15 protein-coding genes are annotated in these 15,387 nt (G+C 42.9%); 7 read left to right on the top strand and 8 right to left on the bottom strand.

Annotated features, from left to right (window positions below; translation table 11 throughout):
- Positions 1-91 precede the first annotated feature (91 nt).
- A complete protein-coding gene (locus tag ACLI09_RS05500) occupies positions 92-355 on the bottom strand; it encodes a hypothetical protein (RefSeq protein WP_411418596.1) in 264 nt (87 codons plus the stop codon).
- 349 nt (positions 356-704) lie between these two features.
- On the opposite strand from ACLI09_RS05500, the gene ACLI09_RS05495 reads away from it, so the two are divergent.
- Together ACLI09_RS05495 and ACLI09_RS05490 are read left to right on the top strand one after the other, a co-directional pair.
- On the top strand, positions 705-2,894 hold the full coding sequence (locus ACLI09_RS05495; protein WP_411418595.1) for a glutamine synthetase III: 2,190 nt from the start codon (positions 705-707) through the stop codon (positions 2,892-2,894).
- 117 nt (positions 2,895-3,011) lie between these two features.
- On the top strand, positions 3,012-3,797 hold the full coding sequence (locus tag ACLI09_RS05490) for an OmpA family protein (RefSeq protein ID WP_411418594.1): 786 nt from the start codon (positions 3,012-3,014) through the stop codon (positions 3,795-3,797).
- Here the strand turns inward: ACLI09_RS05490 and ACLI09_RS05485 are convergent.
- Positions 3,787-4,356, bottom strand: a complete 570-nt coding sequence (locus ACLI09_RS05485) for a thioredoxin family protein (protein WP_411418593.1) — start codon at positions 4,354-4,356, stop codon at positions 3,787-3,789. The two genes, ACLI09_RS05490 and ACLI09_RS05485, sit on opposite strands and share 11 nt — an antisense overlap.
- Positions 4,357-4,409: 53 nt before the next feature.
- Here ACLI09_RS05485 and ACLI09_RS05480 point away from each other — a divergent pair, with 53 nt between their 5' ends.
- Entirely contained in the window at positions 4,410-4,745 is a 336-nt protein-coding gene (locus ACLI09_RS05480; protein ID WP_411418592.1) for a tRNA-binding protein, read from the top strand.
- 36 nt (positions 4,746-4,781) lie between these two features.
- Here the strand turns inward: ACLI09_RS05480 and ACLI09_RS05475 are convergent, their stop codons facing one another.
- Positions 4,782-5,153, bottom strand: a complete 372-nt coding sequence (locus ACLI09_RS05475) for a hypothetical protein (protein WP_411418591.1) — start codon at positions 5,151-5,153, stop codon at positions 4,782-4,784.
- A gap of 118 nt (positions 5,154-5,271) precedes the next feature.
- Between ACLI09_RS05475 and ACLI09_RS05470 the strand changes: the two genes are divergently transcribed.
- The 3 genes from ACLI09_RS05470 to ACLI09_RS05460 all read left to right on the top strand — a co-directional run bounded on the left by ACLI09_RS05470 (position 5,272) and on the right by ACLI09_RS05460 (position 7,486).
- The gene (locus ACLI09_RS05470; RefSeq protein ID WP_411418590.1) at positions 5,272-5,784 is read left to right on the top strand and encodes a DUF6155 family protein; all 513 of its coding nucleotides are present in this window, start codon (positions 5,272-5,274) and stop codon (positions 5,782-5,784) included.
- A gap of 113 nt (positions 5,785-5,897) precedes the next feature.
- Entirely contained in the window at positions 5,898-6,518 is a 621-nt protein-coding gene (locus ACLI09_RS05465; RefSeq protein WP_411418589.1) for an L-threonylcarbamoyladenylate synthase, read from the top strand.
- A gap of 113 nt (positions 6,519-6,631) precedes the next feature.
- On the top strand, positions 6,632-7,486 hold the full coding sequence (locus ACLI09_RS05460) for an alpha/beta fold hydrolase (RefSeq protein WP_411418588.1): 855 nt from the start codon (positions 6,632-6,634) through the stop codon (positions 7,484-7,486).
- A gap of 103 nt (positions 7,487-7,589) precedes the next feature.
- Here the strand turns inward: ACLI09_RS05460 and ACLI09_RS05455 are convergent, their stop codons facing one another.
- The 5 genes from ACLI09_RS05455 to ACLI09_RS05435 all read right to left on the bottom strand — a co-directional run bounded on the left by ACLI09_RS05455 (position 7,590) and on the right by ACLI09_RS05435 (position 14,472).
- Positions 7,590-9,167 carry a T9SS type A sorting domain-containing protein gene (locus ACLI09_RS05455; RefSeq protein ID WP_411418587.1) on the bottom strand — a complete coding sequence of 526 codons (1,578 nt, stop codon included), beginning with the start codon at positions 9,165-9,167 and terminating at the stop codon, positions 7,590-7,592.
- A gap of 111 nt (positions 9,168-9,278) precedes the next feature.
- Positions 9,279-11,066: an ABC transporter ATP-binding protein gene (locus ACLI09_RS05450; protein ID WP_411418586.1), complete on the bottom strand. Its 1,788-nt coding sequence runs from the start codon at positions 11,064-11,066 to the stop codon at positions 9,279-9,281.
- An 8-nt stretch (positions 11,067-11,074) separates the two neighbouring features.
- Positions 11,075-11,809 (bottom strand): tRNA pseudouridine(38-40) synthase TruA, encoded by a 735-nt coding sequence (gene truA / locus ACLI09_RS05445; protein WP_411418585.1) that lies wholly within the window; start codon positions 11,807-11,809, stop codon positions 11,075-11,077.
- Positions 11,810-11,829: 20 nt separating this feature from the next.
- Positions 11,830-12,240: a thiol-disulfide oxidoreductase DCC family protein gene (locus tag ACLI09_RS05440; protein WP_411418584.1), complete on the bottom strand. Its 411-nt coding sequence runs from the start codon at positions 12,238-12,240 to the stop codon at positions 11,830-11,832.
- Between the two features lie 63 nt (positions 12,241-12,303).
- The gene (locus tag ACLI09_RS05435; RefSeq protein ID WP_411418630.1) at positions 12,304-14,472 is read right to left on the bottom strand and encodes an endonuclease MutS2; all 2,169 of its coding nucleotides are present in this window, start codon (positions 14,470-14,472) and stop codon (positions 12,304-12,306) included.
- Between the two features lie 135 nt (positions 14,473-14,607).
- Here ACLI09_RS05435 and ACLI09_RS05430 point away from each other — a divergent pair, with 135 nt between their 5' ends.
- Positions 14,608-15,273: a uracil-DNA glycosylase gene (locus ACLI09_RS05430; protein ID WP_411418583.1), complete on the top strand. Its 666-nt coding sequence runs from the start codon at positions 14,608-14,610 to the stop codon at positions 15,271-15,273.
- The last annotated feature ends 114 nt before the right edge of the window (positions 15,274-15,387 follow it).

Genomic DNA, 15,387 nt, shown 5'->3' with positions numbered 1-15,387 from the left:
ATGCGAATTCAATTTGTTTTATACTGCCTTCAAATTAACCGATTTAAAAAACCGGCTGAAAAAACAACCGGTTTTATATATTCCTTGTAAGTTATACTTTGGCAGTGTTCCCGGCCCATTCACGGGCGCGGTCTGCAGCTACGTTAACGGCATTGCCTGTTTTACCGGCGGCGTTTTTGTATTCTTTCCGGGCTTTCTGCTGTAGTTTATCCAGCTTGTGCTTAAAGTGCTCTTTAGCTTCTTCTACATGAGCACGGTATTTATTGTTAGACCTTTTTTTAGCAAGCAACAGTGCTGCTCCTGCAAGTACGGCTGCTCCCGCTGCGATACCTATAACCAGTTTTTTGTTTGACATTTATTTGGTATTGAAGATTAGTATTTAAATTCTTCAGCCAAATTATAGAAACTTCATATTTCTGGCAATTCGCTTAATAAAAGTTTAACTCAATTAACAAACCTTTGTGAATACTGTAAGTAAAATCGCGTTTGTAAGAATTTTACTGAAAAATATTTAATTGTGATGATAATTTCTATAAAGGTACGATATATAATGGTATCCCATGCCATAGGCGGGACGATTTGCAGGTTTAGCAAAAAGAACAAATTGATACCCTCTAAAAAAGAGGGGTATGCAAAATTTCAAACAATAATTTGTACATTTGTCCGTGTTTTAATTATTCATTAACAATATAAAATTAAGTTTCATGTCAACATTTCGTTTTGAGGCCATCAAAGAAACCACAGGCAGAAAGCCGGTAAAAGTGGAGGAACTGGACAGAAAATCGATTATTTTTGGAAGTAACGTATTCAACGATAAGGCAATGCGTCAGTTTTTAACCCCGGATGCTTACAAAGCGGTGAAAAGCGCCGTACAGCACGGAACAAAAATAGACCGTAAACTTGCCGAATATATAGCCATGGGTATGAAAGAGTGGGCGCTAAGCAAAGGCGTTACACACTATACCCACTGGTTCCAGCCGCTTACAGGCACCACAGCCGAAAAGCATGATGCGTTTTTTGAAACTTCATTTGACGGCTCTGACCCGGTTGAAAAATTTGGCGGCGGCCAGCTGGTGCAGCAGGAGCCTGACGCATCGAGTTTCCCTAACGGTGGTATACGCAACACGTTTGAAGCCCGTGGCTATACCGCATGGGACCCTACATCGCCCGCATTTATATTTGGTACAACGTTATGTATACCTACCGTGTTTATATCCTATACCGGTGAGGCGCTCGATTATAAGACCCCGCTTTTACGCGCCCTTTCGGCAGTAGATGAGGCGGCTACCGAAGTATGTAACTATTTCGATAAAAACGTTAAAAAAGTAACCGCAACCCTTGGATGGGAGCAGGAATACTTCCTTATAGATTCTGCTTTGGCAGCATCAAGGCCCGATATTACACTTACAGGCCGCACACTATTAGGCCACTCATCAGCTAAAGGCCAGCAGCTGGACGACCACTATTTTGGCTCTATCCCTACGCGTGCCCTTAACTATATGCGCGACCTGGAGAACGAGTGTATGCTACTGGGTATACCGGTTAAAACCCGCCACAATGAGGTAGCGCCTAACCAGTTTGAGCTTGCGCCAATATTTGAAGAAGCTAACCTTGCAGTAGACCACAACTCGCTGCTTATGGATGTAATGCAAAAAGTAGGCGAGCGCCACAACTTTAAAGTGTTGCTGCATGAAAAACCATTTGCAGGTGTAAACGGCAGTGGCAAGCACAACAACTGGAGTATGGCTACCGATACGGGCGTTAACCTTCTTGGCCCCGGTAAAACACCTATGAGCAACCTGCAGTTCCTTACATTTTTTATAAATACTATTAAAGCGGTTTATACTAACGAAGAACTGCTAAGGGCATCAATTGCCACAGCAAGTAACGACCACAGGCTGGGTGCCAATGAAGCCCCTCCTGCAATTATATCGGTATTTGTGGGCCAGCAGCTTACAAAAGTACTTGCCGAGCTTGAAGGCGTATCATCAGGTAAACTATCACCGGAGGAAAAAACCGACCTTAAGCTTAACGTAGTAGGTAAAATTCCGGATGTATTGCTTGACAATACCGACAGGAACCGTACCTCGCCATTTGCCTTTACCGGTAATAAGTTTGAGTTCCGTGCGGTGGGTTCATCGGCTAACTGCGCTAACGCAATGACAATCCTTAATGCTATAATAGCCAAGCAGCTTAAAGACTTCAAAAAAGAGGTAGATGCCCTTATTGAAGGAAAAGAGATGAAAAAGGATGATGCTATCTTTAACGTGCTTAGGGAGTACATCAAAGAAACCAAAGCCATTCTATTTGAAGGTGACGGTTATAGCGATGCATGGGCTGAAGAAGCTGCAAAACGAGGCCTGAGCAACCATAAAACAACGCCACAGGCGCTTAAGGCTAAGGTAAGTGAGCAAACGCTTTCATTATTTGAAGAGCTTGGTATAATGAACCACGTTGAGGCTGAGGCACGTTATGAAATTGAGCTTGAAGAGTATGCTAAAAAAATACAGATAGAAGGCCGTGTGCTGGGTGACATAGCCCGTAACCACGTAATACCTACCGCTATCCGTTACCAAAATGTGCTTATTGAAAATGTAAAAGGCCTTAAAGAGATATTTGGCGCTGAATATGAAAACGTAGGTAAAGAGCAAATCTCGATTATCCGCGAAATTTCAGGACATATTTCTGCCATCAACTCTAAAGTGGCTGAAATGACCGAAGCCCGTAAAGCGGCTAACGCACTTGCGACAACAGAGGAGCACGCGCATGCCTACTGCGATACCGTGAAGCCGTTGTTTGATGTAATAAGGAAGCATTGCGATAAGCTTGAGCTCCTTGTTGATGATGAGCTTTGGCCACTAACAAAATACAGGGAACTATTGTTTACCCGATAGTTTATCCCGTACATACTATCATTATAAAACCTGCCGCATTTGTGGCAGGTTTTTTGTTTGCACAAAACTGACACCATACTGTGCGTGTTAAATATAAGCCCGCTCTGCAACCTTATTATGAGAAGATTTATAATTGGTTTACTGTTCATAATATCTTTTTGCGCGAATGCGCAACAGCAGTTTACTGTATATTTTGATACGAATATAGACGTGCCCCAACCTAATTCCATTAGTAAAATTGTAAACTGGACGCAACAAAACCCCGAAGCCGTTGTAACTGCCATAGAAGGCTATGCAGATTACAGGGGTACCGATGGATATAACCAAGCGTTATCTGAAAGGCGTGCCAACGCCGTATTGAAATTGCTTAAAGAAAACGGCGCGCTGCTTTTAGACAGTATTCCGGTTACCGCAAAAGGAGAGGTTGAAGGTAAACGTTCGTTGGGCAAAAACAGGAAGGCTGTAATATATTATTCGGATGCCAAAATTAGGCCTGATAAATCTGGTGAGACTTTAAAATTAAGTGAGTTTACCCAAAAAGTTAGAAAAGCAAAAGTAGGGGAGGTTATTATAATACCCAACCTTAACTTTTATAATAACTCTGATATTGTACTACCGGCATCACTACCTGTGCTTAATGAACTGCTCCAGATAATGAGGGATAACCCAAAGATGGTGATAGATATACAGGGGCATATTTGCTGCCAACCGGTAGATGAAAACCAGGTATCGTTATTGAGGGCTGTTGCCGTGTATAAATTTTTGACCCGTAATGGCATTGCTGCACAGCGCCTGCACTACATCAGTTATAGCAGTACAAAACCAATATATCCGCTACCCGAAAAAACCGAAGAAGAGCGCATGGCTAACCGCCGTGTAGAAATTAAGATACTTAAACGTTAGTATCTGCCTGCCATATAATGTAACACCCCGTACTGGGTTTTTGCACTTCAGGAATCGTCCGGTTGTACAGAAGGCTGTCTATTGCGGTACGCAGGTCTGCTCCGCCTAAGGCAATGCCATTACCAGGCCGGGAGTCATCAAGCTGACCGTGGTATACCAGGGTATCTTCATTATCAAACAGGTAAAAATCAGGCGTGCAGGTGGCATCAAACGCTTTTGCCACATCCTGGGTCTCGTCATATAAATAAGGAAAGTCCATATGCTGGTTGAATGCAAATTCAGTCATATTAGCGGGGCCATCCTGCGGAGAGCGTCCTGCATCGTTGCTGTTTATGCCTGCAAACTCAATGCCCATAACGCGGTAATCGTTATTCATCTTAACCACTTCCGGTAATACATGCGCTGTAAAAGGGCAGGAATTGCCAAGAAAAATTACTACTGTACCCACTTTACCTTTTAGCTGGTTAAATGAATAGTTGTTGTTAGAATTGGTATCCGGCAGCCACAAGTGGGGTGCTTTGGATCCCAATGGCAGTAGGGAAGTAGCTGTACTTGACATTGTATGAATAATAATTTATCTTAGCCAAGATACAACTATTTTAAAAAACAGGAATGATGTTAACATGGGAAGAATTTGAAAAAACCGAAATGCGCGTAGGGACTGTACTGGAAGTAAATGACTTTCCTAATGCCAGAAAGCCCGCTTTTCAGCTAAGTATCGATTTTGGCGACGCCATCGGAATACGCAAGACCTCGGCGCAAATTACAAAACGTTACACTAAAGAGGCGCTCATTGGCCGCCAGGTGGTGGCTGTCGTAAACTTCCCTAAAAAACAGATAGCGAATTTTATGAGCGAATGCCTTGTTTTAGGGGCGGTAGGCAATGATGGCGATGTAGTGCTGCTATCCCCCGATTTTTCTGTAGAAAACGGCTTACGTATAGGGTAATAAAAAAGCCGTGCTTTAAAACACGGCTTTGTACTATTAAAATTCCTGAAGGGCTTTGTTGTATTCCCTAAGGTCAGAAAGGTTGTTTTTATGTGTAAGGTCGCTAAACAGCGATACCAGGTACTCAAGGCTTTCAAGGTTGTTTTCGGTTGCCGCTGCTGTGCTGTCGGTAATCAGCTCTTCGCCTTCAATAGGCTCGTCGTCCGGTATTGGTATCAGGAAAGCGCCGTTGGCTTCAATGTGTTCGTAAGTAAGGCGCAGTGCCTTTGTAAGTACAGGGTTATTTTCCTCCAGCGAATATTCGCGTAGCTTTTTAAGGTCGGCAACAAGCGTTTCGGCCTCAAAACCATTTTTAAAAAGGTTAACCTGGATTTTGTTTATCAGTTTTTGCGCACTAGGGTTCTCCACAATAAAGCGTTTTATGTTTAGGGATATTTTAGAATTGCAAAAATAGCATATTATATATTTTTTTCAATACCTTTTTTAAATTATTAAGAATAAAAAAATAGCGTTAATTTTACAGGGTATGAGTAAACGCGACCTGAAGAAATACCTGGCATCATTACCCAAAGAGGAGCTGGAGGAACAAATGCTGGCATTGTATGAAAAATTTGCCGATGTAAAAACCTATTATAATTTTGTTTTTAACCCAAAAGAAGATAAGCTGGAGCAGGAAGCAAAGGCTAAGATTTTGGCAGAGTATTTTCCTCCGCGCGGTAAACGTGCCAAGCTGCGCAGGGGCACAGCCCAAAAGTATATAAAGCATTTTATAACCCTGGGCGTAGACCCTATGGTTTTAGCCGATGTGATGCTTTACAATTTAGAAGTTGCCCAGAAATATACGGCAAAGCGCGACATTAGCTACGCGAGTTTTTACAAAAGCATGTTTAACTCATACAAGCAGGCGGTAGATTATGTGGCCACTAATGGTGTGGCTGCAGAATTTAAGACCCGCATTGCTAAAGTATATGAAGAGGCAAAGCGGCAGGCCTGGGAAAACTACAAAGAATTTGAGCGTGTGTATGATAACTTTGAGTAGTACTTTTCCTTAAAAATTGTTAAGTTCAGTGTTATCTTGTTCAATGTAAAGTAACTTTACGCTACTATATTATACACAACTTCAAAATAACGTTAACCTGAAAATGCGTAGCCATGGCCCAATACATAAAAATATACCCTGAAAACCCCAACGAGAAGGAGATAGCTAAGGTGGTGAAAATCCTTCGCGATGGCGGCATCATCATTTACCCTACCGATACCGTATACGGCCTGGGCTGCGAAATAACTAACAGTAAAGCCCTGGAGCGTGTAGCACGTATCAAGGGTATAAAGCTGGATAAGGCAAACTTTTCGTTTGTATGCAGCGGCCTGAGCAACCTGAGCGACTATGTAAAGCAGATAGATACCAGTACTTTTAAGATATTAAAGCGTTCACTGCCGGGCCCGTATACTTTTATTTTGCCGGGTAACAACAACCTGCCTAAGGAGTTTAAAAAGAAAACCACTGTGGGAATACGGGTGCCGGATAATAATATCGCGCTCGAAATTGTACGCCAGCTGGGCAACCCTATTGTAAGCACATCCATTCATGATGATGACGAAGTAGTGGAGTACAGCACCGACCCTGAGCTTATTTTTGAGAAATGGCAAAACCTGGTAGATGCCGTTATTGATGGCGGCTACGGCGATAATACCCCTTCAACTATCATAGACCTCTCCGGCCCCGAACCAGAGCTAATACGTGAAGGCAAGGGAGACCCTGATATTTTTTAAGGTCTTTAAAATATATTTACATAAACGTTAACAGCCAACGCTTTCTTAATTAACAGTACAGTACATGTGCAGCTGGCTAAATTTGTGAGTACAACAACAAAAACTTATAAATTATGCCGTTTGTACTATCAAATTCAGTCAGCCTTTCAGGCGTAGAAGAAGAAGTTCACCTTTTTTACCAGGACGTAGGTGCTGGCAAGCCCGTTGTGCTTATACACGGCTGGCCGCTTAACAGCGATATGTGGGAATACCAGTTTAACGAACTGCCCAAACACAACATCAGGGTTATAGCCTATGACCGCCGCGGTTTCGGGAAATCATCCCGCCCGTGGGGAGGATATGACTATGATACCTTTGCATCAGACCTGGACACACTCCTGGAAACCCTTGACGTTACCGATGTAACGCTCGTGGGCTTTAGTATGGGCGGTGGAGAAGTGGCCCGCTACTTAAGTAAATATAACAGTAATAGTAGCCGGGTAACAAAAGCTGTTTTAGTGAGTTCGGTAACGCCTTTTTTACTCAGGACCGATGATAACCCAACCGGCCTGCCACAGGAAGAATTTGACACCATACAAAACCAGCTTGAAGAAGACAGGCCGAAATTTATTGCTACTTTTGGCAAACAGTTTTACGGAGTACATCTATTTAGCAATCCTGTGAGCAGCGAATTTTTGCAGCACAACGCGTCCCTTGCGTTAAATTCGGCAGGGTATGCTACCATAAAAGCGATGCAGGCCTGGTCTTTAACTGATTTCAGGGCCGACCTTGATGCTATTAAAATACCTGTGCTCGTTATACATGGCAAGGCTGATGAAACCGTGCCTATCGACGCTTCGGCAGAAGAAACGGTTAAACACATTCCGCATGCAGAATATGTGGTATATGATGATGCGCCACATGGCCTGTTTTATACCCATAAAGAAAGGTTTACAAAAGAAATAGTAAACTACGTGCACCGCGTTTAACATAAATAGCAGCGTAATTTACATCCCGCTTCATACAATAAACAATCCCCATCTGGTATTACCCAAATGGGGATTTGTTATTATTGTACTGAAAAATTTAGTTTTATATTTTATTGATTTTAATTGACTTGCCGTTATTTACCTGAACAAAATAATTACCTGTGGGCAGTGCGGAAATATCTACTTTTTCATTAGGGAATGCCTTAAAATCAAGTACCGCCTGGCCGATTGTGTTTATTATTTTACCGGATACTTCGCCGGTTATCCCGGCAATAGAAAAGGCATTCACAACCGGGTTAGGATATAGTACAACTGCATTTCCTGATACGTTGTTAATACCCGCAGTAGTTTGCGATAACTTTGTAATAAAAGGGTAGTAGCCCGTAATCTGCCCCGGGTTGTAAGTTATAGCATCAAAGGATGTGGGGCCAAAACCCATACCTGTACCCACTATATATCCATCATTATCCACTGTGATGTTGTCAAATTTTGTAAGCGAAGTCTCTGTATCGCTGCCGCCTATTATTTTAGCCATTTGCACAGTACCCTGTGGGTTATATTTTACAACCGCCCCGCGAAGGTTGTAAGTAAGTATGCTGGTAATAATACCATTACCCCAGTTAGTGGTGCCGGAGGTACGGCCTCCTATAAAAATGTTTCCGTCATTATCCAGTGCAAGATAATTTCGGTTACCCAGTGAGAAACGACTGTTTATTGGGGTTTGGCGCAGCCATTGGTATTCTCCGCCTGAATTAAGCTTTATAAGGAAAAATTGTTCGAAACTAACGCCGCCTTCCTGGGGCACTAAATTGTCAAAAGCGAAAGGGCCGTTCAGGTAAGAGCAAAAATACACGGCATCGGGAGTTTTTGCCACCACAGCAGGCTCAGGACACGTAATATCTTCTACAACCTTTACCCACTGATTTTCGCCTGAAGCGTTATATTTTGCAAGGTAAATACTGTATGTAAAATCAGTGGCTACAGCAGTACCGTTAAAATCAGACCCTATATCCAGGCACGAACCTGCGGCGTATATATTGTTTTCATTATCAACCGCTATAGATGTTACCCTTCGCACATTATCCTGCTCAATAGTTTGCAGCACGCTACCATCGGGCGCAAATTTCTTTACATAGCTCTTAAAAAAGTCTGCATACCCTATATAAACATTGTCCTGTGCATCCATTGCCATCGCGCTAAACTCGGCAATCTCGTTATACCAGCCTTCACCCATATCCTCCGGTATAAGCTCCTGGTACCATATAAGGTTGCCCAGCGGGCTGAATTTTACCAGCAGGTATTGTTCACCCTGGCTGACAGTTATCAGGCCTATGTTATCTAATATAATATCGCCCACATAGCCCAGTGCCATATACACATTGCCATTGCTGTCGGTAACCATATTATACGATTGCACCTGGCCGTTTATGGATTTAGAAAACAGCAATGTTCCGTCAGCACTATATTTATTGAAATACTGGTTGCCCATAATACTGGTATACATATAAGCTGTATCCTTAAAACCGGTGTAGTATATATTGCCATCGGTATCTGTGGCAGTGGAATATCCCACCATATCGGAATTATAGGGCATGACTGTCTCCGGTGTTCTAAGCCATTCAAATTGCTGCGCAATACCGGCAAGGGGCAACAGCAGGGTTAAGAGTAAAATTTTTTTCATAGTCTGGTTTTTTATGTTAAAAATATTTCATAAAAATAAAGCGAATACCATTTTTGTGATATTCGCTTCTAACTATTTAGTATTTTGTTATTTTTATCGAGAATTTGAAATCTACAGGCTTTTTGTATTTTCCTGCGGCTCACTGGCAAACTGGCTGTAATATAAATTTTTATAGTAGCCTGAATCTCTGTTTATCAGTTCGTAATGTGAGCCTGCTTCTACAATCCTGCCCTTATCCATAACGATAATTTTATCGGCATTTACAATAGTAGCCAGCCTGTGCGCTATCACGATAGAGGTGCGCCCCTGGGTAACAGCCTCGGTAGCTATGCGTATCATTTCTTCAGAATGCGTGTCTATGCTTGATGTGGCTTCATCTAAAATTAAAATAGACGGATTGCTCACATAAGCCCGCAAGAATGCGATAAGCTGGCGCTGCCCCGATGACAGCATCACGCCGCGCTCCTTTACGTTATAGTCGTAACCGCCGGGCAGGGTTTCTATAAAATGATCCACACCTATAGCTTTGGCTGCCATAATAACCCTTTCGCGGGTTATTTCAGGGTTGTTTAGTGTAATGTTGTTCAGTATGGTATCGGCAAATAAAAATACATCCTGCAACACAATGGCTATCTGCCTGCGAAGGCTTTCTAATGTAAAATCGTCAATATTGGTGCCGTCAATAGCTATAGTACCGCTGTCTATTTCATAAAAACGGTTCAGCAGGTTAATTATGGTACTTTTGCCGGCACCGGTGGCGCCCACTATGGCTATAGTTTGGCCGGAAGCTACTTCAAGGTTAATGCCCTTAATTACCTCTTCACCTTCCAGGTAGCTAAAACGTACGTCTTTAAAACTAAGGTCGCCCTTAAAGTGCCATGCTTCCTTACTTCCGTTTTTCTGGGTATGGCCCTGCATTTCCAGGAGTTCAAAAACCCGATCTGACGCCACAATGCCCATTTGCATCTCGTTAAATTTATCGGCTATTTGCCTAAGGGGGTTAAACAGCATAGGGATAAACATAATATAGGCAAAAAGGTCGCCCGGGGTGGTAAGGCTACCACTGCCTATAATATCTATACCGCCATACCAAATAACAAAACCCAGTGTAAGCGACGAAATAATATCAGCGATAGGGAAGAAGATGGAGTTATACAATATATTCTTCTTCCAGGCATCATTGTGCTTTTTGTTTATTTCCTTAAACTTTTTATACTCTATTTCCTCACGGTTAAACAGCTGTACAATCTTCATGCCTGTAACACGCTCCTGTACAAATGTATTAAGGTTAGAAATCTGGGCACGTACCTCTTCAAAGGCAACTTTCATTTTCTTTTGGAAAATTCTTGTGGCATATACAAGTACCGGCATTGCCAGCATTACAATAAGGGTAAGCTTCCAGTTCATCCAGAACATAAAGCCTAAAATTACAATCATTTTAAGCAAATCGCTAATAATCATAAACAGGCCCTGGCTGAATATTTTTGAAATGGATTCGATGTCAAAAACGGTACGTGTAACAAGCTTGCCCACTGCCTCGTTATCAAAAAACTTCATACGGAAGCGGGTAATGTGGCTAAAGAGTTTTTCGCGGATGTCTTTTACGATATCCTGCCCAAGCCAGTTTGCCCAGTATACAAAATAAAAGGAGGAGGCTACCTCTATAATGAGTGATATACCCATGAGCCCCACAAAAAGCATAAGGCCGTCCAGGTCTTTTTGCTTAAAATGGTTGTCTATGCTATACTTTAGCAGGTAGGGGCGTAGTGCGGCAAATACCGAGAGCACTATAGAGAATATAATTACCCAGGCAAAGCGCATGCTGTAGGGTTTTGCAAAACGCATTACCTTGGCAAGCGCTGCTGTATTTTTATTTTTAAGGGTAGTTGAGGCTTTCATAATATGTTTCAAAGATACGGATAAATAACTTTTGTAAGGTATAATCCGTGTGCGGGAACCGAAAATCCTGCCGCGCTGCGGTCACGGCTTTCTATAATGTTTTTGAAATCATTGTTACTTATCTTCCCGAGGCCCACATTTATCAGCGTGCCTACAATGGCGCGTACCATATTGCGTAAAAAACGGTCGGCCGTAATGGTAAATACGAGGTGTGTGCCGTTTTGCCGCCAATGGGCTTCGGTAATCCTGCAGTTAAAGGTTTTTACATCGGTATGGGTCTTACTGAAGCACTTAAAGTCGATATAATCAAACAGTACGTTAGCGGCTTCGTTCATTTTATCAACATCCAGCGGGTGAAATTCATACCAGCTGCCTTCGTTCATAAAAGCATCTTTATAGGTATGTATGTGGTACTCGTATGTACGGCTTGTAGCATCAAAGCGTGCGTGGGCATCGGCATGCAGGGGTATAAGGCGGTACACTACAATATCCTTTGGTAAAAAACTGTTCAGCCGCAGCGTAAGTGCATCAGTATCTATATCGCCTTCATGGTCAAAATGGGCAAACATTTGTTTGGCGTGTACCCCGGTATCAGTACGGCCGGCTCCCACCACATCAATTTCGGTACGCAGCAGGGTTGAAACCGCCTTATTAAGCGTTTCCTGCACCGACGGGCTGTGGGGCTGGTATTGCCACCCGCAGTAATTTTTTCCGTTATAGGCAAATTCTATAAAATATCTCAATGTTAAATACTTATCTAATTTTATAAAAACTTAGCCTTAAGTTCAGGCGTGGGTATCATGCAGGCATCTTTTTTTCCGTACCATTTGTAGCGGTTGCGGGCAATGTAGTCATACACGGCATTATTAAGCCCTTTTGGCAGTACCTTAAATATCCCCATTAAGCTGTAGATGCCGCCCAGCGCAATGGCAATATTAAGCGCGGCTTCCGCTTTATAATAATAGGCTACACCGGGTTCGTATAAAATGATTGAATCTGTTTTAGATGTATCTACGCCGATATGCCTTATGATTTCCTGCCCAATTTCTGATTGTATTGCCACAAAACGGAATACGTCTTTCCTGTCGTGCTTTATTAAAAACTGCACGGTGCTGTCGCAGAGGTTACAAACCCCGTCAAACAGTATTATTTTTTTGTCCTGTGGTAAATTCATATCAGATTTCAGAATTTAGAATGGGCTTCACTCAACTGTAAACTGTAAGCCGTAAACTGTAGACTATCTTTTCACTGCCTCCACAAGTTCCAGTTCGTCTATAGATACCTTACTGGTAAAGATGCCGTAGTTAACCGTCGCCTTATTTTTTTCAACCGACTCGAGTGTACCTACCGCCTTGCCGTCTATCATACGCACGCGGTCGCCTATTTTTATGGCTGCTTTAACCTTAGGTTTTTCGGCTTCCTTAATTTTTTTCTCTTTCTTCTCCTGGCGTATTTCTGCCACCTTAACCTGGATTTCGGCTACAACCTGCTTTTGTTGCACCTCGATTTTCTTTTTCTCCTTAGGTTCCAGTTTTTTACGTTTGGAGTTTTCAATCTCTACCAGTTTCAGGAACTCGCCTATCAGGTCTTTTTTATTCTTGTTGTTAAAGTACTTCTCGCTAAGGTCGTCTACTTTTTGCCCGATATAAATAAGGCGCTGGTTAGCATCATACAGCTCCTGGTAGCTTTCCAGCTTTTGCTGTATCCTGGTATTGATGTTTTCCATCTTTTTGCCTTCCTCGCGGGCGCGGTCTTCTTCTTCCTTAAGGTTTTGCGAGGTTTTTTCCAGCTTGGAGCGCTCTTTTTGCAGCGTGGCGATGGTTTTATCAAAGCGTACCTTGCTACCCTCTATTTTCTTCTTCGCTCGGTTTATCAGTCCGTAGGGGATGCCGTTTTTCTGGGCAACCTCAAAGGTAAACGAGCTACCGGCCTGGCCCAGTATCAGCTTATACATTGGCTCCAGCGATTTTTCGTCAAAAAGCATGTTTGCATTGGTAGCAAAAGGCAGCTCGTTAGCCAGTATCTTTAGGTTGGTGTAGTGTGTGGTGATGATACCAAACGCTTCCCTATGGTAAAACTCCTCCAAAAATGTTTCTGCCAATGCGCCACCCAGTTCCGGGTCAGACCCCGTACCGAATTCGTCAATAAGGAACAGCGTTTTATCGTTACACTTCCGCAAAAAGTAATTCATGTTTTTAAGGCGGTAGCTGTAGGTGCTCAGGTGGTTTTCGATACTCTGGTTGTCGCCAATATCGGTCATGATGCGGTCAAACAAAAACGTTTCACTGCGTTCGTGCACCGGTATCAGCAACCCGCTTTGCAGCATCAGTTGCAGCAGCCCGATGGTTTTTAGCGTAATACTCTTACCACCGGCATTAGGCCCGGATATTACTATAATGCGGTTATCTTCCTTAAGTTCTATGGTTTGCGGGTAGGTGGGCTGGTTCTTCTGCCTGTTGTTGCTGAACAAAATAGGGTGGTAGGCTTCACGGAAGTACAACCTTTTTTCCTCATTAATTTTAGGCAGCAGGCCGTTAATACGGCGTGCGTATTTTGCCTTGCCCGATACCACATCAATATCGGTAAGGAACTCCTGGTAGTCAAACAGCACCGGCACAAAAGGGCGTACCATTGCAGACAGCAACTTCAATATGCGCTTAACTTCTTCTCTTTCTTCGTATTCAAAATTGTTCAGCTCACGCGAATGTCGCAATGTGGCCTCGGGTTCTATATAGGCAATGCTGCCCGTTTTAGAGCTGCCCAGTATTGAGCCTTTTACCTTGCGGCGGTACATGGCCGATACAGCCAGTACACGGCGGTTCTCTACTACGCTTTCCTTAATATCATCAAGGTAGCCCAGGCTATTGTAGTGGCTCAGCGCCATGGTAAAGCTCTGGTTGATTTTGGTTTTTACCAAATTCATTTCCCTGCGGATATTAGCCAACTCAAACGACGCATCGTCTTTGACCTCGCCATACTTATCCACAATCTTATCGATGTGCTTCAATATATCTTTTTCAAAAGCCACTTGAAGCGCACGCCTGTTAAGCGCCGGGTAGTAATCGTCAAACTTATCAAGGAATTTTATCAGCGTGCCCACAGTCTCTGCCATGTTAGCGATTTTCCGGAATGCGGCTGAATCTATATAACTGTCTTCGATAGCTAAAAATTTAAGCTCGTTGCTTACCGGCTCAAAGCCATGGTTAGGCAACGCGTTGTTATTATCGTAAGACGACACATATTCTGATGTCTGCTTAAGGGCGTCCATCAGCTGTTCCTTTTCTTTAAAAGGGATTATCTGCAGGGCTTTTTCATGGCCGGGTTCGGTAACGCAGCCCGACGCCACAGCCTCCAGCACAGTGCCAAATTCAAGGTCTTTAAGTGTTTTTTCTGTAATGCTTATCATTAGTGTAGCTAAAGCAATTTTCATGCAAAAATACTACATATTGCGCAAGCCTGCATAATTGTCAGTTAACTTTACCATTGCTTTATAAAATACAATTTAGCCAGATGCTTATATTTGCGTTACAAACAGCATAAAATGGACGTAAACATACACCCATCCTGGAAAGCGGCGCTTTCTTCCGAATTTGAAAAACCTTATTTTGAGCACCTTATACAATTTGTAAAAGAAGAATATAAAAACAATGTTTGCTACCCGCCCGGCAAGCAGATATTTTCTGCCTTTGACCATTGCCCTTTTGATAAAGTAGAGGTAGTAATTTTAGGGCAGGACCCTTACCACGGTCCCGGGCAGGCAAATGGCCTTTGCTTTTCCGTTAATGATACCATACCCATGCCGCCATCGTTGGTCAATATTTTTAGGGAGATACAAACCGATTTAGGTAAACCCTTTCCGCCAACAGGCAACCTTGAACGCTGGGCAAACCAGGGTGTGTTGTTGCTTAACGCGGTGCTTACCGTGCGCCAAAGCGAAGCCAACAGCCACCAGGGGAAAGGGTGGGAGCATTTTACCGATGCGGTTATCCAGAAAATTTCTGATGAAAAAAAAGATGTGGTTTTCCTGCTGTGGGGCGGTTCGGCCAAAAAGAAAGGTGCGCGTGTAAACCGTGCCAACCATTTGGTTTTAGAAAGCGGGCACCCCTCGCCGCTTAGCGCTAATAAGGGGCATTGGTTTGGCAACAAGCATTTTAGTAAAACGAATGCTTTTTTGGAGGGTAAAGGGAAGAGGGTTATTGAATGGTAAAGGGGAACACAGATGACACTGATTAAAGAGATTTTTACAGATTTTTTGATGTTCAATACAAGATTCAATTTAATCAGTGTTGATCAGTTAAATCTGTGTCATCAGTGTTCCAAA

The organism is Flavobacterium sp. RHBU_24 (assembly GCF_046613695.1).
GTDB lineage: Bacteria > Bacteroidota > Bacteroidia > Flavobacteriales > Flavobacteriaceae > Flavobacterium.
Note: the sequence above shows the minus strand (reverse complement) of the source record. Positions and strands in the feature narration are given on the sequence as shown.

Bases quoted from the DNA above. Each gene is read 5' to 3' on its own strand.
- ACLI09_RS05500 (WP_411418596.1), bottom strand. From the start codon at position 355: ATGTCAAACAAAAAACTGGTTATAGGTATCGCAGCGGGAGCAGCCGTA.
- ACLI09_RS05495 (WP_411418595.1), top strand. From the start codon at position 705: ATGTCAACATTTCGTTTTGAGGCCATCAAAGAAACCACAGGCAGAAAG.
- ACLI09_RS05490 (WP_411418594.1), top strand. From the start codon at position 3,012: ATGAGAAGATTTATAATTGGTTTACTGTTCATAATATCTTTTTGCGCG.
- ACLI09_RS05485 (WP_411418593.1), bottom strand. From the start codon at position 4,356: ATGTCAAGTACAGCTACTTCCCTACTGCCATTGGGATCCAAAGCACCC.
- ACLI09_RS05480 (WP_411418592.1), top strand. From the start codon at position 4,410: ATGATGTTAACATGGGAAGAATTTGAAAAAACCGAAATGCGCGTAGGG.
- ACLI09_RS05470 (WP_411418590.1), top strand. From the start codon at position 5,272: ATGAGTAAACGCGACCTGAAGAAATACCTGGCATCATTACCCAAAGAG.
- ACLI09_RS05465 (WP_411418589.1), top strand. From the start codon at position 5,898: ATGGCCCAATACATAAAAATATACCCTGAAAACCCCAACGAGAAGGAG.
- ACLI09_RS05460 (WP_411418588.1), top strand. From the start codon at position 6,632: ATGCCGTTTGTACTATCAAATTCAGTCAGCCTTTCAGGCGTAGAAGAA.
- ACLI09_RS05455 (WP_411418587.1), bottom strand. From the start codon at position 9,167: ATGAAAAAAATTTTACTCTTAACCCTGCTGTTGCCCCTTGCCGGTATT.
- ACLI09_RS05450 (WP_411418586.1), bottom strand. From the start codon at position 11,066: ATGAAAGCCTCAACTACCCTTAAAAATAAAAATACAGCAGCGCTTGCC.
- ACLI09_RS05440 (WP_411418584.1), bottom strand. From the start codon at position 12,240: ATGAATTTACCACAGGACAAAAAAATAATACTGTTTGACGGGGTTTGT.
- ACLI09_RS05435 (WP_411418630.1), bottom strand. From the start codon at position 14,472: ATGATAAGCATTACAGAAAAAACACTTAAAGACCTTGAATTTGGCACT.
- ACLI09_RS05430 (WP_411418583.1), top strand. From the start codon at position 14,608: ATGGACGTAAACATACACCCATCCTGGAAAGCGGCGCTTTCTTCCGAA.